At 50.4% G+C, this 20,665-nt stretch carries 18 protein-coding genes; 11 read left to right on the forward strand and 7 right to left on the reverse strand.

Features of this window, described 5'->3' with window-relative positions; translation table 11 throughout:
* Positions 1 to 15 precede the first annotated feature (15 nt).
* Together hyfR and focB are read left to right on the forward strand one after the other, a co-directional pair.
* Positions 16 to 2,028, forward strand: coding sequence for a DNA-binding transcriptional regulator HyfR (gene hyfR, locus ACJHYR_RS07985; RefSeq protein ID WP_042028722.1), 2,013 nt, complete (start codon positions 16 to 18; stop codon positions 2,026 to 2,028).
* A gap of 21 nt (positions 2,029 to 2,049) precedes the next feature.
* Entirely contained in the window at positions 2,050 to 2,898 is an 849-nt protein-coding gene (gene focB / locus ACJHYR_RS07990; protein ID WP_059328290.1) for a formate transporter FocB, read from the forward strand.
* A gap of 36 nt (positions 2,899 to 2,934) precedes the next feature.
* On the opposite strand, the gene ACJHYR_RS07995 is transcribed toward focB, so the two are convergent.
* Entirely contained in the window at positions 2,935 to 3,996 is a 1,062-nt protein-coding gene (locus ACJHYR_RS07995; protein WP_000892044.1) for an AI-2E family transporter, read from the reverse strand.
* A gap of 212 nt (positions 3,997 to 4,208) precedes the next feature.
* On the opposite strand from ACJHYR_RS07995, the gene bepA reads away from it, so the two are divergent.
* Complete coding sequence (gene bepA / locus ACJHYR_RS08000; protein WP_000489667.1) at positions 4,209 to 5,672, forward strand: beta-barrel assembly-enhancing protease; 1,464 nt, start codon at positions 4,209 to 4,211, stop codon at positions 5,670 to 5,672.
* A 20-nt stretch (positions 5,673 to 5,692) separates the two neighbouring features.
* Positions 5,693 to 6,052, forward strand: coding sequence for an arsenate reductase (glutaredoxin) (gene arsC / locus ACJHYR_RS08005; protein ID WP_000166458.1), 360 nt, complete (start codon positions 5,693 to 5,695; stop codon positions 6,050 to 6,052).
* Between the two features lie 105 nt (positions 6,053 to 6,157).
* Here the strand turns inward: arsC and ACJHYR_RS08010 are convergent, their stop codons facing one another.
* The 3 genes from ACJHYR_RS08010 to upp form a co-directional block, all read right to left on the reverse strand.
* Positions 6,158 to 6,859, reverse strand: coding sequence for a DnaA inactivator Hda (locus tag ACJHYR_RS08010; protein ID WP_001307333.1), 702 nt, complete (start codon positions 6,857 to 6,859; stop codon positions 6,158 to 6,160).
* 94 nt (positions 6,860 to 6,953) lie between these two features.
* Positions 6,954 to 8,243 (reverse strand): uracil permease, encoded by a 1,290-nt coding sequence (gene uraA / locus ACJHYR_RS08015; RefSeq protein WP_059328289.1) that lies wholly within the window; start codon positions 8,241 to 8,243, stop codon positions 6,954 to 6,956.
* A gap of 85 nt (positions 8,244 to 8,328) precedes the next feature.
* A complete protein-coding gene (upp, locus tag ACJHYR_RS08020) occupies positions 8,329 to 8,955 on the reverse strand; it encodes a uracil phosphoribosyltransferase (protein WP_001295473.1) in 627 nt (208 codons plus the stop codon).
* A gap of 324 nt (positions 8,956 to 9,279) precedes the next feature.
* On the opposite strand from upp, the gene purM reads away from it, so the two are divergent.
* The 4 genes from purM to ppx all read left to right on the forward strand — a co-directional run bounded on the left by purM (position 9,280) and on the right by ppx (position 14,738).
* A complete protein-coding gene (gene purM / locus ACJHYR_RS08025; protein WP_001295474.1) occupies positions 9,280 to 10,317 on the forward strand; it encodes a phosphoribosylformylglycinamidine cyclo-ligase in 1,038 nt (345 codons plus the stop codon).
* Positions 10,317 to 10,955, forward strand: a complete 639-nt coding sequence (gene purN / locus ACJHYR_RS08030) for a phosphoribosylglycinamide formyltransferase (RefSeq protein WP_001028614.1) — start codon at positions 10,317 to 10,319, stop codon at positions 10,953 to 10,955. The genes purM and purN overlap by 1 nt, the downstream gene beginning before the upstream one ends.
* Positions 10,956 to 11,125: 170 nt before the next feature.
* Positions 11,126 to 13,192 carry a polyphosphate kinase 1 gene (gene ppk1 / locus ACJHYR_RS08035; protein ID WP_000529576.1) on the forward strand — a complete coding sequence of 689 codons (2,067 nt, stop codon included), beginning with the start codon at positions 11,126 to 11,128 and terminating at the stop codon, positions 13,190 to 13,192.
* A 4-nt stretch (positions 13,193 to 13,196) separates the two neighbouring features.
* Positions 13,197 to 14,738: an exopolyphosphatase gene (gene ppx, locus ACJHYR_RS08040; protein ID WP_001121363.1), complete on the forward strand. Its 1,542-nt coding sequence runs from the start codon at positions 13,197 to 13,199 to the stop codon at positions 14,736 to 14,738.
* Positions 14,739 to 14,776: 38 nt separating this feature from the next.
* Here the strand turns inward: ppx and pdeF are convergent, their stop codons facing one another.
* Complete coding sequence (pdeF, locus tag ACJHYR_RS08045; RefSeq protein WP_000772741.1) at positions 14,777 to 17,020, reverse strand: cyclic-guanylate-specific phosphodiesterase PdeF; 2,244 nt, start codon at positions 17,018 to 17,020, stop codon at positions 14,777 to 14,779.
* Between the two features lie 181 nt (positions 17,021 to 17,201).
* A complete protein-coding gene (locus ACJHYR_RS08050) occupies positions 17,202 to 17,354 on the reverse strand; it encodes a hypothetical protein (protein WP_000017552.1) in 153 nt (50 codons plus the stop codon).
* A 17-nt stretch (positions 17,355 to 17,371) separates the two neighbouring features.
* Between ACJHYR_RS08050 and ACJHYR_RS08055 the strand changes: the two genes are divergently transcribed.
* From ACJHYR_RS08055 to ACJHYR_RS08065, 3 genes are all read left to right on the forward strand, one after another.
* Positions 17,372 to 17,563, forward strand: a complete 192-nt coding sequence (locus ACJHYR_RS08055; protein ID WP_000076001.1) for a YfgG family protein — start codon at positions 17,372 to 17,374, stop codon at positions 17,561 to 17,563.
* A 310-nt stretch (positions 17,564 to 17,873) separates the two neighbouring features.
* A complete protein-coding gene (locus tag ACJHYR_RS08060; RefSeq protein ID WP_014639259.1) occupies positions 17,874 to 18,392 on the forward strand; it encodes a glycine zipper 2TM domain-containing protein in 519 nt (172 codons plus the stop codon).
* 15 nt (positions 18,393 to 18,407) lie between these two features.
* Entirely contained in the window at positions 18,408 to 18,947 is a 540-nt protein-coding gene (locus ACJHYR_RS08065) for a DUF5384 family protein (protein ID WP_000755176.1), read from the forward strand.
* Positions 18,948 to 19,041: 94 nt separating this feature from the next.
* Here ACJHYR_RS08065 and guaA read toward each other — a convergent pair whose 3' ends face one another.
* Positions 19,042 to 20,619 carry a glutamine-hydrolyzing GMP synthase gene (gene guaA / locus ACJHYR_RS08070; RefSeq protein WP_000138282.1) on the reverse strand — a complete coding sequence of 526 codons (1,578 nt, stop codon included), beginning with the start codon at positions 20,617 to 20,619 and terminating at the stop codon, positions 19,042 to 19,044.
* Between the last annotated feature and the right edge of the window lie 46 nt (positions 20,620 to 20,665).

Here is a 20,665-nt window from a genome sequence, read left to right on the forward strand (position 1 = left end):
TAATAAGGACTGTTGATGGCTATGTCAGACGAGGCGATGTTTGCCCCGCCGCAAGGAATAACAATTGAAGCGGTAAACGGAATGCTCGCGGAGCGGTTAGCGCAGAAACACGGCAAGGCGTCTTTATTACGCGCCTTCATCCCGCTGCCGCCGCCGTTCAGCCCGGTACAACTTATTGAACTGCATGTTCTCAAAAGCAACTTCTATTACCGATACCATGATGATGGCAGCGATGTGACGGCAACAACAGAGTATCAGGGCGAGATGGTCGATTATTCGCGTCACGCCGTCCTTCTCGGCAGTAGTGGAATGGCGGAGCTACGCTTTATTCGTACCCACGGCAGACGTTTTACTCCCCAGGATTGCACACTGTTTAACTGGCTGGCACGCATTATCACCCCGGTTCTGCAATCATGGCTCAATGATGAAGAACAACAGGTGGCGCTGCGTTTGCTGGAGAAAGATCGCGATCATCATCGGGTACTGGTGGATATCACTAATGCAGTGTTGTCACATCTTGATCTCGACGATCTGATCGCTGACGTCGCTCGTGAGATCCATCATTTTTTCGGTCTGGCTTCAGTCAGTATGGTACTGGGTGATCATCGAAAGAATGAGAAGTTCAGCCTGTGGTGCAGCGATCTTTCTGCCTCACATTGTGCGTGTCTGCCACGCTGTATGCCTGGCGAAAGTGTATTGCTGACACAAACGCTACAAACCCGACAACCGACCTTGACGCACCGTGCAGACGATCTGTTTCTCTGGCAACGCGACCCGTTATTACACTTACTTGCATCTAACGGCTGCGAATCTGCGCTCCTTATACCGCTCACCTTTGGCAACCATACACCGGGTGCATTGTTGCTGGCGCATACCTCTTCCACTCTCTTTAGTGAGGAAAACTGCCAGCTACTACAACATATTGCCGATCGCATCGCTATTGCCGTTGGCAATGCCGATGCCTGGCGCAGCATGACCGATTTGCAGGAAAGCTTGCAGCAAGAAAACCACCAGCTTAGCGAGCAGCTCCTTTCGAATCTGGGCGTCGGTGACATTATCTATCAAAGCCAGGCAATGGAAGACCTGCTCCAGCAGGTAGATATTGTGGCGAAGAGCGACAGTACGGTGTTGATTTGTGGTGAAACCGGAACCGGCAAAGAGGTGATCGCCAGAGCGATCCATCAACTTAGCCCGCGACGCGACAAGCCGCTGGTCAAAATCAACTGCGCTGCCATCCCCGCCAGTCTTCTGGAAAGTGAGTTATTCGGTCATGACAAAGGGGCATTTACTGGTGCGATTAATACCCATCGTGGTCGTTTTGAAATTGCCGATGGCGGCACGTTGTTTCTCGATGAAATTGGCGATCTGCCGTTAGAACTTCAGCCTAAACTGCTGCGCGTATTGCAGGAACGGGAGATTGAGCGTCTCGGCGGGAGTAGAACGATCCCGGTAAATGTCAGAGTCATTGCCGCCACCAACCGTGATTTGTGGCAAATGGTTGAAGATCGCCAGTTTCGCAGCGATCTCTTTTATCGCCTGAATGTCTTCCCACTGGAACTGCCGCCACTGCGCGACCGTCCGGAAGATATCCCTCTTTTAGCAAAGCATTTCACGCAAAAAATGGCGCGCCATATGAATCGCGCAATTGACGCCATCCCGACCGAGGCGCTACGCCAGTTGATGTCGTGGGATTGGCCGGGCAACGTGCGCGAGCTGGAAAACGTGATTGAGCGAGCGGTACTACTGACTCGCGGTAACAGTCTGAATTTACATCTTAATGTCCGACAAAGCCGTTTACTGCCGACGCTAAATGAAGATTCAGCGCTTCGCAGTTCAATGGCGCAGTTGCTGCACCCGACGACGCCAGAGAATGACGAAGAAGAACGTCAGCGCATTGTTCAGGTATTGCGAGAAACCAATGGCATTGTTGCCGGGCCCCGTGGCGCGGCGACACGATTAGGGATGAAGCGCACCACGCTGCTGTCACGAATGCAGCGGCTGGGGATCTCGGTTCGCGAGGTGTTGTAATCTGCTTTTGCAGGAGTATGCATGAGAAACAAACTCTCTTTCGACTTGCAGTTGAGCGCCAGAAAAGCGGCAATCGCTGAACGGATTGCTGCCCATAAAATTGCCCGCAGCAAAGTATCGGTCTTTTTAATGGCGATGTCCGCTGGCGTGTTTATGGCGATTGGATTTACTTTTTACCTTTCCGTTATCGCCGATGCCCCGTCTTCACAGGCATTAACCCATCTGGTGGGCGGCCTTTGCTTTACACTCGGCTTTATTTTGCTGGCGGTTTGCGGCACCAGCCTGTTCACCTCGTCGGTAATGACGGTGATGGCAAAAAGTCGGAGCGTTATTAGCTGGCGAACATGGCTGATTAATGCACTTCTGGTGGCCTGCGGTAATCTGGCAGGTATTGCCTGTTTCAGTTTGTTAATCTGGTTTTCCGGGCTGGTGATGAGTGAAAACGCGATGTGGGGAGTCGCGGTTTTACACTGCGCCGAGGGCAAAATGCATCATACATTTACTGAATCAGTCAGCCTCGGCATTATGTGCAATGTGATGGTTTGCCTGGCGCTGTGGATGAGTTATTGCGGACGTTCGTTATGCGACAAAATCGTCGCCATGATTTTGCCCATCACCCTGTTTGTCGCCAGTGGCTTTGAGCACTGTATCGCCAATTTGTTTGTGATTCCGTTCGCCATTGCCATTCGCCATTTCGCCCCTACCTCCTTCTGGCAACTGGCGCACAGTAGCGCAGACAATTTTCCGGCACTGACGGTCAGCCATTTTATTACCGCCAATCTGCTCCCGGTGATGCTGGGTAATATTATCGGCGGTGCAGTGCTGGTGAGTATTTGTTATCGGGCTATTTATTTACGTCAGGAACCCTAAAAATCAGCCCGGCGAAACAGTTCGTCGGGCTGAAGATTATTCTTGCGCGATTTGCCCATCGGGCCAGGCGTGAATCACGGCTTTGATCAGCGTCGCCAATGGAATGGCGAAGAATACGCCCCAGAATCCCCACAAACCACCGAAGATCACCACCGATAAAATAATCACCAGCGGATGCAGGTTAACCGCTTCGGAGAACAACACCGGTACTAACAGGTTGCCGTCCAGCGCCTGAATAATCAGATACACCGCGAAGCAGCTCCAGAATTCCGTGCCAGCACCAAACTGGAATAGCGCCACGCCAACCACCGGAATGGTCACCACAAATGCACCAATGTACGGAATAAGTACCGAGAAGCCGACCAGCACCGCCAGCAGCAGCGAATAGTTCAGCCCGAAGAGTAAGAATCCCAGCCAGGTGGCGATCCCCACCACGATCATCTCCAGCACTTTGCCGCGGATATAGTTGGTGATTTGTTGATTCATCTCCTTCCACACCTGTCCTGCCAGTCCGCGGTTACGCGGTAGCACCCGACGAACGGCGTTCAGCATCTGCTCTTTGTCTTTCAGCAGGAAGAAGACCATCAATGGCACCAGCACCAGATAGACAGCTATGGTGAGCAAACCGACCAGCGAGGCGAGGGAAATTTTCACCACCGAATCGCCCATGGTCAGCATCCGACTGCGCATATTTTCGGCCATTGCATCAATAATGCCCGCGTCCATTAACGCCGGATAGCGGCGCGGCAACGTGGCGGCAAAGTCAGAAAGCTTATTGAGCATCCCCGGCATATCGCGGATTAAGTAGATGCCCTGCTGCCAGGCGATAGGCAGTACCACGAACGCCATCAGTAGCAATATACCGACGAAAACCACCAATACAATCGACGTCGCCCAGCGGCGGGAGCAGCCAATAGATTGCAGGCGCACGGTTGGCCATTCCAGCAAATAGGCCAGCACAATAGCCACCAGCAACGGAGCAAGCAGGCCACTAAAGAAAAAGATAATGCCAAATCCGGCAACTAAAATAACCAGCAAGGCAATCGCTTCCGGGTCGCTAAAACGGCGGCGATACCATTGCATCAACATTTCGAGCATAAAGACCTTCCCTGAACCTCAAGAGCGGGATTGCGATCCGCAATTGTATCGAAATGTCACAAAAAAGACTTCGCTTTTTATGACGGATTCAGGAAACTGAAAAGTCATTTGAGTGGGCTAATCTTCGCCGTTACACTCAAAGGCGGCGCGGTGGGAACGATATTTCACAGTATCGGTCAAATGACTATCTTCAGAAATACAGGATAGAGGTTATGTTCAGGCAGTTGAAAAAAAACCTGGTTGCAACCCTCATTGCTGCTATGACCATTGGTCAGGTAGCCCCGGCGTTTGCCGACAGCGCAGACACCTTGCCGGATATGGGAACCTCCGCAGGAAGCACGCTTTCCATTGGTCAGGAAATGCAGATGGGCGACTATTATGTCCGCCAGCTACGCGGCAGCGCGCCGTTAATTAATGACCCGCTGTTAACGCAATATATTAATTCGCTGGGTATGCGTCTGGTTTCGCATGCCAATTCGGTTAAGACACCGTTTCATTTTTTTCTGATCAACAACGACGAAATTAACGCCTTTGCTTTCTTTGGCGGCAACGTGGTGCTGCACTCTGCCCTGTTCCGTTATTCCGATAACGAAAGTCAACTGGCTTCAGTTATGGCGCATGAAATCTCCCACGTCACCCAACGTCACCTGGCGCGAGCGATGGAAGATCAACAACGCAGCGCGCCGCTGACCTGGGTCGGCGCGTTAGGTTCTATTTTACTGGCGATGGCCAGTCCGCAGGCGGGGATGGCGGCGCTGACCGGTACACTGGCGGGAACGCGCCAGGGGATGATCAGTTTCACCCAGCAAAATGAACAGGAAGCGGACCGCATTGGTATTCAGGTGCTGCAACGCTCAGGATTCGATCCGCAGGCGATGCCGACCTTCCTCGAAAAATTGCTCGATCAGGCGCGTTACTCCTCGCGTCCGCCGGAAATTTTATTGACTCACCCATTGCCGGAAAGTCGTCTGGCAGATGCCCGCAACCGTGCTAATCAGATGCGCCCGATGGTGGTGCAGTCGTCGGAAGATTTCTATCTGGCGAAAGCGCGCACACTGGGGATGTATAATTCCGGACGTAACCAGCTCACCAGTGATTTGCTGGATGAATGGGCGAAAGGAAACGTTCGTCAGCAACGAGCGGCGCAATATGGTCGTGCTTTACAGGCGATGGAAGCCAATAAATACGACGAGGCGCGTAAAACGCTGCAACCGTTACTGGCGGCAGAACCTGGCAACGCATGGTATCTCGATCTGGCTACCGATATCGACCTTGGGCAAAACAAAGCCAATGAAGCGATCAATCGTCTGAAAAATGCCCGTGATTTGCGCACCAATCCAGTGTTGCAGCTCAACCTGGCGAACGCTTATCTGCAAGGCGGTCAACCACAAGAAGCGGCCAATATTCTGAATCGCTACACCTTTAATAATAAAGATGACAGCAACGGCTGGGATTTGCTGGCACAGGCGGAAGCCGCGCTAAATAACCGCGATCAGGAGCTGGCTGCGCGAGCAGAAGGTTATGCGCTCGCCGGACGACTCGATCAGGCCATTTCGCTGTTGAGTAGCGCCAGTTCGCAGGTGAAATTAGGCAGCCTGCAACAAGCGCGTTACGATGCGCGCATCGACCAGTTGCGCCAGCTGCAGGAACGCTTTAAGCCTTATACCAAGATGTAATTCGCATTAAAGGAAGAACAATGACCAAACAGGTAAAAATCTACCATAACCCACGCTGTTCAAAGAGCCGGGAAACGCTGAATCTGCTGAAAGAAAACGGCGTGGAGCCAGAAGTGGTGCTCTACCTTGAGACACCCGCCGATGCGGCAACGCTGCGTGATTTGCTGAAAATGCTGGGGATGAATAGCGCCCGTGAATTGATGCGCCAGAAAGAGGATCTTTATAAAGAACTGAACCTGGCTAACAGTTCGCTTAGCGAAGAGGCGCTGATTCAGGCAATGGTGGATAATCCGAAGCTAATGGAGCGCCCGATTGTGGTCGCGGATGGCAAAGCGCGGATTGGTCGTCCACCGGAGCAGGTACTGGAAATCGTGGGTTAAGAAGTGCTCCATCGCTAGTTGAAGCACATTGCCGGATGCGACGCTTGCCGCGTCTTATCCGGCCGACGAATACTATGGGTGCATTTCCGACAATAAACGTCTTGTCTACAGTTTCAGAATTTCTTTCACAAACGGAATGGTCAGCTTACGTTGCGCGGTAATCGACGCACGATCCAACTGATCCAACGTCATAAATAACGTGCGCATCTCTCTGTCGAGCCGCTTCAGCAAGAAACGCCCCACATCTTCCGGCAGTTCAAAACCACGCAAACGCGCGCGTAACTGTAGCGCCTGCAACTTATCTTCATCAGAAAGTGGCTGCAATTTGTAGATCTGCCCCCAGTCGAGACGCGACGCGAGATCCGGTAGTCCAAGATTCAACTGCCGCGGTGGACGATCGCCGGTGATTAACAACCGTGTTTTGCCCGATTCCAGAATTCGATTGTAGAGATCGAAAATCGCCATCTCCCACAACTCATCGCCTGCAATACACTCAATGTTGTCGATACAGACCAGCGACAAATGCTCCATACCGTCGAGCACTTCCGGAACAAACCAGGTGCGTTTATCCAGCGGGACATAGCCCACCGCATCGCCACGCTGCGACAATTCCGCGCAAGCCGCGTGCAACAGATGGCTGCGCCCCGCGCCTTCGCGTGCCCAGAGATAGATGTAACCGCTATGTTCCTGACGCAGCACGTTTTGCAGCGCGGCCAGTAAAGAGGAGTTATCCCCCGGCCAGAAACTTGCAAAGGTTTCGTCGTCAGGAAGATAAAGTGGCAAAGAGAGCTGTGCCGGTGTGTTCAGAGATACCTCAACCAGGATTTCACAAAATCGCGAGAAGTTTACCACAGAATCCCATGATGTTTGAACCGGGCAGCAACACTGCCCGGTCGGTACATTATTTGTCTGTTATATCCGCGTCTTCTGCGTCCAGCACTACTTCTTCAGGGCGCAGCACACCAATCAGTTTGAAGATCAAACTTAAGCCGATACCGACGATGGTCGCCAGCGCCATACCTTTCAGCTCCGCCGCGCCGATGTTTACCTTCGCGCCACTGACACCGATGATCAAAATCACGGAAGTCAGGATCAGGTTCTGTGCTTTGTTGTAATCCACTTTCGATTCGATCAAAACACGAATACCGGAAGCACCGATGACACCATAAAGCAGCAGCGAAACGCCGCCCATCACCGGCAATGGGATCATCTGGATAGCAGCAGCCAGTTTACCGACGCAGGAAAGCAGGATAGCGAAAATCGCTGCCCCGCCGATAACCCAGGTACTGTAAACACGGGTGATCGCCATCACGCCAATGTTTTCCCCGTAGGTGGTGTTTGGCGTGGAGCCAAAGAAGCCGGAGATCACGGTCGACAAGCCGTTAGCAAACATCGAACGGTGCAGACCTGGATCGCGCAGCAGATCTTTTTTGACGATATTAGCCGTTACCACCAGGTGCCCTACGTGTTCGGCAATAACCACTAACGCCGCTGGCAGAATAGTCAGAATGGCAAACCACTCGAAGCGCGGCGTATAGAGAGTTGGCAGCGCAAACCAGTGAGCATTAATAATCGGCGTGGTATCGACAATTCCCATTGCGAAAGAGAGCGCGTAGCCCACCAGCACGCCAATTAAAATCGGGATAATTGCCAGAAAACCACGAAACAGTACGGAACCTAAAACCGTGACCGCCAGGGTGGTAATGGAGATGATGATGGTTTTGGAGTCTGGCGTTTGCCCTTCAGCCGGGAGTAAACCTGCCATACCGGCAGCTACGCCCGCCAGCTCCAGACCGATGACGGCAACGATTGCGCCCATTGCCGCAGGTGGAAACAGCACGTCCAGCCAGCCGGTCCCCGCTTTCTTCACGATAAAAGAAACCAGGCAGAACAGCACGCCGCACATAATAAAGCCGCCCAGCGCGACTTCATATCCTAACGGCAACAGTAACAATACCGGTGAAATAAAGGCAAAGCTGGAACCAAGATAAGCCGGGATTTTCCCTTTACAGATGAAGAGATACAGCAGCGTTCCTATACCGTTAAATAACAGTACAGTCGCCGGGTTAATATGAAATAAGACGGGCACCAGGACGGTTGCACCAAACATGGCGAACAAATGTTGCAAACTAAGCGGGATTGTCTGTAAAAGTGGCGGTCTTTCACTCACCCCGATAGCACGGCGCGTCATAGTATTATCCTCTGTATTATGTGTTATAGGCGCTTTACTCAAAAAAAAGCCGACTCTTAAAGTCGGCTTTAATTATTTTTATTCTTTATTTCGTACCAAAGATTTTGTCACCGGCATCGCCGAGGCCCGGAATAATGTATCCGTGCTCGTTCAGTCCCTGGTCAATCGATGCGGTATACAGTTCGACGTCCGGGTGCGCTTTTTCCAGCGCAGCGATACCTTCTGGCGCAGCGACCAGCACCAGAACTTTGATGCTGCTGCAGCCCGCTTTTTTCAGCAGGTCGATGGTCGCGATAACGGAACCACCGGTTGCCAGCATTGGGTCAACGATCAGCGCCATACGCTCATCGATGTTAGAAACCAGTTTCTGGAAGTACGGTACCGGCTCCAGCGTTTCTTCATTACGGTACATACCGACGACGCTGATGCGCGCGCTCGGAACGTTTTCCAGCACACCGTCCATCATCCCCAGACCCGCACGCAGAATTGGCACAACGGTAATTTTCTTACCTTTGATCTGGTCGATTTCTACCGGGCCGTTCCAGCCTTCGATAGTTACTTTTTCCGTTTCGAGGTCGGCGGTCGCTTCGTAAGTCAGCAGGCTACCCACTTCGGAAGCGAGTTCGCGAAAGCGCTTGGTGCTGATATCTTGCTCACGCATCAGTCCCAGCTTGTGTTTGACGAGTGGGTGTTTGACTTCCACGATCTTCATACTCTTTCTCCTTTGAGGGGCAGCCACAAAAAAAATCGACGGATTATACCTCCTTTCTTCAAGCCGGCAATATTATTTTCGTTGACTTTAGTCAAAATGATAACGGTTTGAGATAAAGTTATTTTGTATTCAAATGGTTATGGAAGAAGATTATTCCATCCGAAAACGATCCTTTGCCCTGGTACAAGTATTGTTTTGCCGCGCGCCTGGGGAAAAGACGTGCAAAAAGGTTGTGTAAAGCAGTCTCGCAAACGTTTGCTTTCCCTGTTAGAATTGCGCCGAATTTTATTTTTCTACCGCAAGTAACGCGTGGGGACCCAAGCAGTGACCGATAAAACCTCTCTTAGCTACAAAGATGCCGGTGTTGATATTGACGCGGGTAATGCTCTGGTTGGAAGAATCAAAGGCGTAGTGAAGAAAACGCGTCGTCCGGAAGTGATGGGCGGTCTGGGCGGCTTCGGTGCGCTGTGTGCATTGCCGCAAAAATATCGTGAACCCGTGCTGGTTTCCGGCACTGACGGCGTAGGTACCAAGCTGCGTCTGGCAATGGACTTAAAACGTCACGACACCATTGGTATTGATCTGGTCGCCATGTGCGTTAATGACCTGGTGGTGCAAGGTGCGGAACCGCTGTTTTTCCTCGACTATTACGCAACCGGAAAACTGGATGTGGATACCGCTTCAGCGGTGATCAGTGGCATTGCGGAAGGTTGTCTGCAATCGGGCTGTTCACTGGTGGGTGGCGAAACGGCAGAAATGCCGGGGATGTATCACGGTGAAGATTACGATGTCGCTGGTTTCTGCGTTGGCGTGGTAGAAAAATCAGAAATCATCGACGGCTCTAAAGTCAGCGATGGCGATGTGCTGATTGCACTCGGCTCCAGCGGTCCGCACTCGAACGGCTATTCGCTTGTGCGCAAAATTCTTGAAGTCAGCGGTTGTGATCCGCAAACCACCGAACTTGATGGTAAGCCATTAGCCGATCATCTGCTGGCACCGACCCGCATTTACGTGAAGTCAGTGCTGGAGTTGATTGAAAAGGTCGATGTGCATGCCATTGCGCACCTGACCGGCGGCGGCTTCTGGGAAAACATTCCGCGCGTATTGCCAGATAATACCCAGGCAGTGATTGATGAATCTTCCTGGCAGTGGCCGGAAGTGTTCAACTGGCTGCAAACGGCAGGTAATGTTGAGCGCCATGAAATGTATCGCACCTTCAACTGCGGCGTCGGGATGATTATTGCCCTGCCTGCTCCGGAAGTGGACAAAGCCCTCGCCCTGCTCAATGCCAACGGTGAAAACGCGTGGAAAATCGGTATCATCAAAGCCTCTGATTCCGAACAACGCGTGGTTATCGAATAATGAATATTGTGGTGCTTATTTCCGGCAACGGAAGTAATTTGCAGGCAATTATTGACGCCTGCAAAACCAATAAAATTAAAGGCACCGTACGGGCAGTTTTCAGCAATAAGGCCGACGCGTTCGGCCTTGAACGCGCCCGCCAGGCGGGTATTGCAACGCATACGCTCATCGCCAGCGCGTTTGACAGTCGTGAAGCCTATGACCGGGAGTTGATTCATGAAATCGACATGTACGCACCCGATGTGGTCGTGCTGGCTGGTTTTATGCGCATTCTCAGCCCGGCGTTTGTCTCCCACTATGCCGGGCGTTTGCTGAACATTCACCCTTCTCTGCTGCCGAAATATCCCGGATTACACACCCATCGTCAGGCGCTGGAAAATGGCGATGAAGAGCACGGTACATCGGTGCATTTCGTCACCGATGAACTGGACGGTGGCCCGGTTATTTTACAGGCGAAAGTCCCGGTATTTGCTGGTGATACGGAGGATGACATCACCGCCCGCGTGCAAACCCAGGAACACGCTATTTATCCACTGGTGATTAGCTGGTTTGCCGATGGTCGTCTGAAAATGCACGAAAACGCCGCGTGGCTGGATGGTCAACGTCTGCCGCCGCAGGGCTACGCTGCCGACGAGTAATGCCCCGTAGTTAAAGCGCCAGCTCTGCCGCTGGCGTTTTTCAATTCACCTGTAAATCGCAAGCTCCAGCAGTTTTTTTCCCCCTTTTCTGGCATAGTTGGACATCTGCCAATATTGCTCGCCATAATATCCAGGCAGTGTCCCGTGAATAAAACGGAGTAAAAGTGGTAATGGGTCAGGAAAAGCTATACATCGAAAAAGAGCTCAGTTGGTTATCGTTCAATGAACGCGTGCTTCAGGAAGCGGCGGACAAATCTAACCCGCTGATTGAAAGGATGCGTTTCCTGGGGATCTATTCCAATAACCTTGATGAGTTCTATAAAGTCCGCTTCGCTGAACTGAAGCGACGCATCATTATTAGCGAAGAACAAGGTTCCAACTCTCATTCCCGCCATTTACTGGGCAAAATTCAGTCCCGGGTGCTGAAAGCCGATCAGGAATTCGACGGCCTCTACAACGAGCTGTTGCTGGAGATGGCGCGCAACCAGATCTTCCTGATTAATGAACGCCAGCTCTCCGTCAATCAACAAAACTGGCTGCGTCATTATTTTAAGCAGTATCTGCGTCAGCACATTACGCCGATTTTAATCAATCCTGACACTGATTTAGTGCAGTTCCTGAAAGATGATTACACCTATCTGGCGGTGGAAATTATCCGTGGCGATACCATCCGTTACGCGCTGCTGGAGATCCCATCAGATAAAGTGCCGCGCTTTGTGAATTTACCGCCAGAAGCGCCGCGTCGACGCAAGCCGATGATTCTTCTGGATAACATTCTGCGTTACTGCCTTGATGATATTTTCAAAGGCTTCTTTGATTATGACGCACTGAATGCCTATTCAATGAAGATGACCCGCGATGCCGAATACGATTTAGTGCATGAGATGGAAGCCAGTCTGATGGAGTTGATGTCTTCCAGTCTCAAGCAGCGTTTAACTGCTGAGCCGGTGCGTTTTGTTTATCAGCGCGATATGCCCAATGCGCTGGTTGAAGTGTTACGCGAAAAACTGACTATTTCCCGCTACGACTCCATCGTCCCCGGCGGTCGTTATCATAATTTTAAAGACTTTATTAATTTCCCCAATGTCGGCAAAGCCAATCTGGTGAACAAACCACTGCCGCGTTTACGCCATATTTGGTTTGATAAAGCCCAGTTCCGCAATGGTTTTGATGCCATTCGCGAACGCGATGTGTTGCTCTATTATCCTTATCACACCTTTGAGCATGTGCTGGAACTGCTGCGTCAGGCTTCGTTCGACCCGAGCGTACTGGCGATTAAAATTAACATTTACCGCGTGGCGAAAGATTCACGCATCATCGACTCGATGATCCACGCCGCACACAACGGTAAGAAAGTCACCGTGGTGGTTGAGTTACAGGCGCGTTTCGACGAAGAAGCCAACATTCACTGGGCGAAGCGCCTGACCGAAGCAGGCGTGCACGTTATCTTCTCTGCGCCGGGGCTGAAAATTCACGCCAAACTGTTCCTGATTTCACGTAAAGAAAACGGTGAAGTGGTGCGTTACGCACACATCGGGACCGGAAATTTTAACGAAAAAACCGCGCGTCTTTATACTGACTATTCGTTGCTGACCGCCGATGCGCGCATCACCAACGAAGTACGGCGGGTGTTCAACTTTATTGAAAACCCATACCGTCCGGTGACATTTGATTATTTAATGGTGTCGCCGCAAAACTCCCGCCGCCTGTTGTATGAAATGGTTGACCGCGAGATCGCCAACGCGCAGCAAGGGCTGCCCAGCGGTATCACCCTGAAGCTAAATAACCTTGTCGATAAAGGCCTGGTTGATCGTCTGTATGCGGCCTCCAGCTCCGGCGTACCGGTTAATCTGCTGGTTCGCGGCATGTGTTCGCTGATCCCCAATCTGGAAGGCATTAGCGACAACATTCGTGCCATCAGTATTGTTGACCGTTACCTTGAACATGACCGGGTTTATATTTTTGAAAATGGCGGCGATAAAAAGGTCTACCTTTCTTCCGCCGACTGGATGACGCGCAATATTGATTATCGTATTGAAGTGGCGACACCGCTGCTCGATCCGCGCCTGAAGCAGCGGGTGCTGGACATCATCGACATATTGTTCAGCGATACGGTCAAAGCACGTTATATCGATAAAGAACTCAGTAATCGCTACGTTCCCCGCGGCAATCGCCGCAAAGTACGGGCGCAGTTGGCGATTTACGACTACATCAAATCACTCGAACAACCTGAATAACCCTATGCCAATACACGATAAATCCCCTCGTCCGCAGGAGTTTGCTGCGGTCGATCTTGGTTCAAACAGTTTTCACATGGTCATAGCCCGTGTGGTAGATGGTGCCATGCAGATTATTGGCCGCCTGAAACAGCGGGTGCATCTGGCGGACGGCCTGGGGCCAGATAATATGTTGAGTGAAGAGGCAATGACGCGCGGTTTGAACTGTCTGTCGCTGTTTGCCGAACGGCTACAAGGTTTTTCTCCTGCCAGCGTCTGTATAGTCGGCACCCATACGCTGCGTCAGGCGCTGAACGCCACTGACTTTCTGAAACGCGCGGAAAAGGTCATTCCCTACCCGATTGAAATTATTTCAGGTAATGAAGAAGCCCGTCTGATTTTTATGGGCGTGGAGCATACCCAACCGGAGAAAGGTCGCAAACTGGTTATTGATATTGGCGGCGGATCTACGGAACTGGTGATTGGTGAAAATTTCGAACCGATTCTCGTTGAAAGCCGCCGGATGGGTTGTGTCAGCTTTGCCCAGCTTTATTTCCCTGGCGGGGTCATCAATAAAGAGAATTTTCAGCGCGCTCGCATGGCGGCAGCACAAAAACTGGAAACTTTAACCTGGCAATTTCGAATTCAGGGCTGGAATGTTGCAATGGGCGCTTCCGGTACCATAAAAGCCGCCCATGAAGTGTTAATGGAAATGGGCGAGAAAGACGGGATAATTACCCCGGAACGTCTGGAAAAACTGGTAAAAGAAGTTTTACGTCACCGTAATTTCGCATCGCTGAGTTTACCGGGTCTTTCCGAAGAACGGAAAACAGTCTTCGTTCCTGGACTGGCGATTTTATGCGGTGTGTTTGATGCTTTAGCCATCCGTGAACTGCGCCTTTCTGACGGGGCGTTACGCGAAGGCGTACTGTATGAAATGGAAGGACGTTTCCGTCATCAGGATGTGCGTAGTCGCACCGCCAGCAGCCTCGCCAACCAGTATCACATCGACAGTGAACAGGCCCGACGGGTGCTGGATACCACTATGCAAATGTACGAACAGTGGCGGGAACAGCAACCGAAGCTGGCGCATCCGCAACTGGAGGCGCTACTGCGATGGGCCGCCATGCTGCATGAGGTCGGGTTGAATATCAACCACAGCGGTTTGCATCGCCACTCCGCTTATATTCTGCAAAACAGCGACTTGCCGGGTTTTAATCAGGAACAGCAGTTGATGATGGCGACGCTGGTGCGCTATCACCGTAAAGCGATTAAGCTCGACGATCTGCCGCGCTTTACCTTGTTTAAGAAGAAACAGTTCCTGCCACTGATTCAGCTATTGCGCCTTGGCGTATTACTCAATAATCAACGTCAGGCAACCACCACACCGCCAACATTGACGCTGATTACCGATGACAGTCACTGGACACTGCGTTTTCCGCATGACTGGTTTAGTCAGAATGCGCTGGTACTGCTTGATCTGGAAAAGGAGCAAGAATACTGGGAAGGCGTGGCTGGCTGGCGGTTGAAAATTGAAGAAGAAAGTACACCAGAAATCGCCGCTTAATGATTTGCGGGCCGACAAGAAATGTCGGCCCGCATTATTCAGGCACTTTCGCGAATGGGTTCGATTTCATTCAGCGTATCAATTAACGGTTGCGGCTTACCAATAAGATAACCCTGCATATAATCGATCCCCAAAGAGAGCACCGCCTCGCGGATCTCTTCGTTTTCAACGTACTCTGCCACTACCCGCATTTTCTTCATTCGCGCCAGGTGGCAAATCGACGCCACTATCTGATAATCCAGACTATTTGACACAATATTGCGGATAAAACTGCCGTCAATTTTAAGCAAATCGGCATTCACATTTTTAAGCCGCGCATAGCTGGCGTAGCCGGTGCCGAAATCATCAATCGCAATCTGGCAGCCTAATTCCTGAAGATGCTGCAAGGTGATTTGCGCCTGCTTAACATTGGTCAGAGCATTACTTTCGGTGACTTCAAAAATAAGTTGCCACGCTTCAATTTGATATTTAGCCAGCAGCTGACTGACTTCAACGGGAAAACGAGCCTGACATACCGAGGTTGGCGACAGATTAATGGCAAAACGGTGAGCGGGCATCTTCGCTCTGTTTTCAGCCATAAATTGCAGCGTATGCTCAATGACCCACATGTCGATACTCGATGATAAACCAAATTCGTGCGCGACCGGCAAGAAGCTGTCGGGGCTGATCAGTTCATCATTCTCACCTTTCATACGCAGAAGAATTTCATGGTAGACATCGCCACGCATACCGGTAATCGGCTGGGCCATCAGGAAAAAATGGTTGTGTTCCAGCGCCTGCTGTAGCCGATTCATCATCGCGACTTTATCTTTCAATTCGCGTTGCAAATACATTGCCCCGCGACGCTGCATATTTTCCGGGGCGTTGGTCACGATGGAAAGCTCGGCGACCGTATTTAGCTCTCCCAGCAGCAGGTAGATATGATTCACTGGCGAGCGCACATAGCAGTAACTGACGCCAATCTGCGGTTGCATCGGCATTCCATCCCAAAAGAAACGAAATTGCTTGAGATGGCTATCCAGTTCGGTAATGCGCTCCTGGTGCGATTCTGTATTCAGTCGCAGCGCGAGATCGTTGCCCGAAAGCTGATAAACATCCTCACCCGGTTCCAGCAAGGGTGACAGCCAGTGAGAAAGTTTTTGCTTGTATTGAATCCGCAGCATGATGCCATAGTTCTTAACCAGCATTTCCATGCCAGGGATGCGTAAATAACAAAGCGCAGACCAGGGGGCATCACGCAACGCGCGATTCAGGGCGCGAACATTTGGCAGATGAACCACCGGGTCCACATACGCAAGCCGCTGAATGCGTCTGACTACCGCTCTCTGACGGGTTGCCAGTACAGCCATATAATTGACAATAAAAGAGAATACCAGATAACTGGAGGAGGTTATGGTCAGCTGCGTGGTATAGCCAGGATAAATGGGAATGTAATTTTGATAGCTGTGGATGCTGATCATCAACACGACCGCCCAGAGCAGCGAAATCAGCTTATAACCATAGCGCATCGCTCCCCACATCATCAGGGGCAGCAATAATGACAAGGTATAATTGGTGCTAAAAATTGTGCTTTTTTCATTTAACGGCATGCATAACAGCAACAACAACGCACCTAATGCCAGTAGCCAGAGTGCGAACTCTTTTTTGGTGACTTTGACATCAACCTGCTGTTTTAATTGCGAATAATAACTACGTAAATAAAACGGATTTCGCACTACACGAATGATGAAGTAGCACAGCGGGACACCAATCAGATTGCCCACCAGTAAGGCCTGATAATTGATTAAGGTCCCGAGGTTAAAAGGCATGACGCCGACCAGATTTTCTCTGCTCGCCAGTAATCCTACAAACGCAGCAAACTGGAAAAGTATCAGAAACAGCGTTGCAGGAAACACAATCTGCCAGAATATACGCTGGGAAATTAAACGGGTATCACCATGTGAAACGTTGTTACGCCGGGGAGTAAAGACCCTGTAACCGCCCCAACAGAGAATGATAATGATAATAAAATTAGCCGTTAATGAGAGCGTTTCGTAAAAACCCAGCTCTGCATATTTGCGGACAAAAATCCCTAAGGCGATCCCTGGCAATGCCGCCCAGCTGAAAAACATCATCATGCTGATCATCAGTGCCAGAGGCAGATAAAAGAGAAAAACCTCACCGGAAGAAATATGCGCGAAAGTATTAATGTGGGCGAAAATGGGCAAGATTAAAGAAGGCAGGAACAGCGGAAGCCCCCACCATTTATCACGTATTTTTATATAAGTTGCATTCAGTTTCATAGATGCTCAGCAGAATCCCCCACATCCTGAAGGAGGTGTATTCAGACAGGCATCCCACCTGACTTCGAATGATGATTATTCATCACTATAGAGAGCATTGATTCTAAGTGTCATATGAAAGTTCCAATTGATATATATCAAACAAAATAACCCTGATTAATGAATTATTACGTTTATCATGTTAATTCATCATTATTACATCATCATTGTAAATAATTAAATTAACTTCCATAACATTAAAATATGTATCCACTGACGCTTTTTTACATAACGAAGAATTGACCATTTTGTCCTGTTGTGCCTTAATGTAAGTACCGTCCACAGCGTGGGACATACTTCAAGGAACCTTTTGTGAGTCAGGCAACCAGTATGCGAAAACGACACCGATTTAACAGTCGCATGACCCGTATCGTACTGCTCATCAGCTTTATCTTCTTCTTTGGCCGTTTTATCTACTCGTCCGTCGGTGCATGGCAGCACCATCAGAGCAAAAAAGAAGCTCAGCAATCCACACTCTCCGTCGAATCACCGGTACAACGTTAGCGGTTACCTTCTCCACTTTCACAGAACATAACGGCACCTCGCTGTCGGATGCTTTTGCTCTTTGGGATTATCAAAGCGGCAGATATTCTTTCATCTTAAATTTTACGTCTTTGTCCTGACTGATGTTTATCCTGTTTGGCTGCGAAATAAATATAAAATTAATACATATGTTTTAATGATGTATTTTTATAAATTATTTTCCACATGAATTTTAATAAATTTAATCTATTCCTTAATACGCAATACATTTACTTTCCTCTTTTGATGATCTTAAATGTCTTATTTTTCGTAATGTGTATAACAAGGAATAGTGATGAAATTTAAAAAATGTCTTCTGCCTGTGGTAATGTTAGCGTCATTCACTCTGGCAGGATGCCAGTCAAATGCTGATGATCATGCCGCCGATGTTTATCAAACCGATCAACTGAATACCAAACAAGAAACTAAAACCGTTAATATTATTTCCATTCTTCCCGCAAAAGTTGCCGTAGACAACTCCCAAAATAAACGAAACGCACAAGCCTTCGGCGCGCTTATTGGTGCAGTCGCTGGCGGTGTTATTGGCCACAACGTCGGGTCTGGCAGCAATTCCGGAACGACGGCAGGTGCAGTTGGCGGCGGAGCTGTTGGCGCGGCAGCGGGTTCTATGGTGAATGATAAAACCTTAGTGGAAGGTGTTTCTCTAACGTATAAGGAAGGCACCAAAGTGTATACCTCCACCCAGGTGGGTAAAGAGTGCCAGTTTACGACAGGTTTAGCCGTTGTTATTACCACGACGTATAACGAAACGCGTATTCAGCCAAATACCAAATGTCCTGAAAAGAGCTAATAATCAGGAGGAGTCATGAAGAAAGTTTTTCTTTGCGCCATCTTAGCTTCCTTAAGCTATCCGGCTATCGCCTCATCATTGCAGGATCAACTCTCTGCTGTCGCAGAAGCGGAACAGCAAGGTAAAAATGAAGAGCAAAGGCAGCATGACGAATGGGTCGCGGAGCGCAACAGGGAAATCCAGCAAGAGAAGCAACGTCGCGCAAACGCCCAGGCCGCCGCTAACAAAAGAGCGGCAACGGCAGCGGCAAATAAGAAAGCTCGTCAGGATAAACTGGACGCCGAAGCCTCTGCGGACAAAAAACGCGATCAAAGTTATCAAGATGAGCTACGCAGCTTAGAGATTCAGAAACAAAAACTGGCGCTGGCGAAAGAAGAAGCCCGCGTTAAGCGAGAAAACGAATTTATCGATCAGGAACTGAAGCACAAAGCTGCGCAAACCGATGTGGTGCAATCTGAAGCTGACGCAAACAGGAATATGACTGAGGGCGGTCGAGATCTGATGAAAAGCGTGGGCAAAGCAGAAGAGAACAAATCGGACAGCTGGTTTAATTAATCGATGTAAGTAACTTCAAGCCTATAATTCTTGAAGATAAAAAACCCTCTGTAGTAACAGAGGGTTTTGTTCATTCATAGTGCAGGGATCAAAATCATTCCCACTCAATGGTAGCTGGCGGCTTGCCGCTGATGTCATACACCACGCGGGAAATACCGTTCACTTCATTGATAATGCGGTTGGAAACGCGACCGAGGAAATCGTACGGCAGATGCGCCCAGTGTGCGGTCATAAAGTCGATGGTTTCGACAGCACGCAGAGAGACAACCCAGTCATACTTACGACCATCGCCCATTACGCCAACGGAACGTACTGGCAGGAAGACGGTGAACGCCTGGCTGACTTTGTCGTACAGGTCCGCTTTACGCAGTTCTTCAATGAAGATGGCGTCAGCGCGGCGCAGCAGGTCACAGTACTCTTTCTTCACTTCACCCAGAACACGAACGCCAAGGCCTGGTCCCGGGAACGGATGACGGTACAGCATGTCGTACGGCAGGCCCAGCTCCAGACCAATCTTACGCACTTCGTCTTTGAACAGCTCTTTCAGCGGTTCAACCAGGCCCATCTTCATCTCTTTCGGCAGGCCGCCCACGTTGTGGTGAGATTTGATGACGTGTGCTTTACCGGTTGCAGACGCCGCAGATTCGATAACGTCAGGGTAGATAGTACCCTGCGCCAGCCACTTCACGTCTTCCAGTTTCAGCGCTTCTTCATCGAATACTTCAACGAAAACGCGCCCGATGATTTTACGTTTTGCTTCCGGATCGTTTTCGCCGGCCAACGCTGACAGGAAGCGATCTTCTGCCGGAACGTGAACAATGTTCAGACCAAAGTGATCGCCAAACATATCCAGAACCTGCTCTGCTTCGTTGAGACGCAGCAGGCCGTTGTCGACGAATACGCAAGTCAGGTTTTTACCGATAGCGCGGTGCAGCAGCATTGCGGTTACGGAGGAATCCACACCACCAGAGAGGCCGAGGATGACTTTATCGTCGCCTACCTGCTCGCGGATGCGAGCTACAGCATCGTCGATAATTTTCGCTGGCGTCCACAGGGCTTCACACTGGCAGATATCACGCACAAAACGCTCCAGCATGCGCATACCCTGGCGGGTGTGAGTCACTTCCGGGTGGAACTGTACGCCATAGAAGCGTTTTTCTTCGTTAGCCATAATGGCAAACGGGCAGCTTTCGGTGCTGGCTACGGTGACGAAGTCGGACGGGATAGCGGTAACTTTATCGCCGTGGCTCATCCAGACATCGAGCAGCGGTTTACCGTCTGCGGTCAGCGCATCTTCGATACCGCGAACCAGTGCGCTGTCGTTTACGACTTCAACCTGCGCGTAGCCAAATTCACGTTCGTTAGAGGCTTCAACGTGACCGCCCAACTGCATTGCCATGGTCTGCATGCCATAGCAAACGCCGAATACCGGTACGCCTGCTTCAAAAACATACTGCGGCGCACGCGGGCTGTTTTCTTCGGTGGTGCTTTCCGGGCCGCCGGAAAGAATAATGCCGCTTGGGTTGAAGTCACGAATTTGTGCTTCTGTCACATCCCACGCCCACAGTTCGCAGTAAACACCCAGTTCACGCACGCGGCGCGCAACCAGTTGAGTGTACTGAGAACCGAAGTCCAGAATGAGGATGCGATGCTTATGAATGTTTTCCGTCATTGACGCTTATTCCGAGGCAAGTGAAACAGATAATATAAATCGCCCG

The sequence above is a fragment of the Escherichia sp. WS1450 genome (assembly GCF_046487395.1).
Classification (GTDB): Bacteria; Pseudomonadota; Gammaproteobacteria; order Enterobacterales; family Enterobacteriaceae; genus Escherichia; species Escherichia coli.

Coding starts and splice junctions, on each gene's coding strand:
- hyfR (WP_042028722.1), top strand. CDS start 16: ATGGCTATGTCAGACGAGGCGATGTTTGCCCCGCCGCAAGGAATAACA.
- arsC (WP_000166458.1), top strand. CDS start 5,693: ATGACCAAACAGGTAAAAATCTACCATAACCCACGCTGTTCAAAGAGC.
- ppx (WP_001121363.1), top strand. CDS start 13,197: ATGCCAATACACGATAAATCCCCTCGTCCGCAGGAGTTTGCTGCGGTC.
- purN (WP_001028614.1), top strand. CDS start 10,317: ATGAATATTGTGGTGCTTATTTCCGGCAACGGAAGTAATTTGCAGGCA.
- ACJHYR_RS08065 (WP_000755176.1), top strand. CDS start 18,408: ATGAAGAAAGTTTTTCTTTGCGCCATCTTAGCTTCCTTAAGCTATCCG.
- guaA (WP_000138282.1), bottom strand. CDS start 20,619: ATGACGGAAAACATTCATAAGCATCGCATCCTCATTCTGGACTTCGGT.
- uraA (WP_059328289.1), bottom strand. CDS start 8,243: ATGACGCGCCGTGCTATCGGGGTGAGTGAAAGACCGCCACTTTTACAG.
- ACJHYR_RS07995 (WP_000892044.1), bottom strand. CDS start 3,996: ATGCTCGAAATGTTGATGCAATGGTATCGCCGCCGTTTTAGCGACCCG.
- upp (WP_001295473.1), bottom strand. CDS start 8,955: ATGAAGATCGTGGAAGTCAAACACCCACTCGTCAAACACAAGCTGGGA.
- pdeF (WP_000772741.1), bottom strand. CDS start 17,020: ATGAAACTGAATGCAACTTATATAAAAATACGTGATAAATGGTGGGGG.
- ACJHYR_RS08050 (WP_000017552.1), bottom strand. CDS start 17,354: ATGTCCCACGCTGTGGACGGTACTTACATTAAGGCACAACAGGACAAA.
- bepA (WP_000489667.1), top strand. CDS start 4,209: ATGTTCAGGCAGTTGAAAAAAAACCTGGTTGCAACCCTCATTGCTGCT.
- focB (WP_059328290.1), top strand. CDS start 2,050: ATGAGAAACAAACTCTCTTTCGACTTGCAGTTGAGCGCCAGAAAAGCG.
- ppk1 (WP_000529576.1), top strand. CDS start 11,126: ATGGGTCAGGAAAAGCTATACATCGAAAAAGAGCTCAGTTGGTTATCG.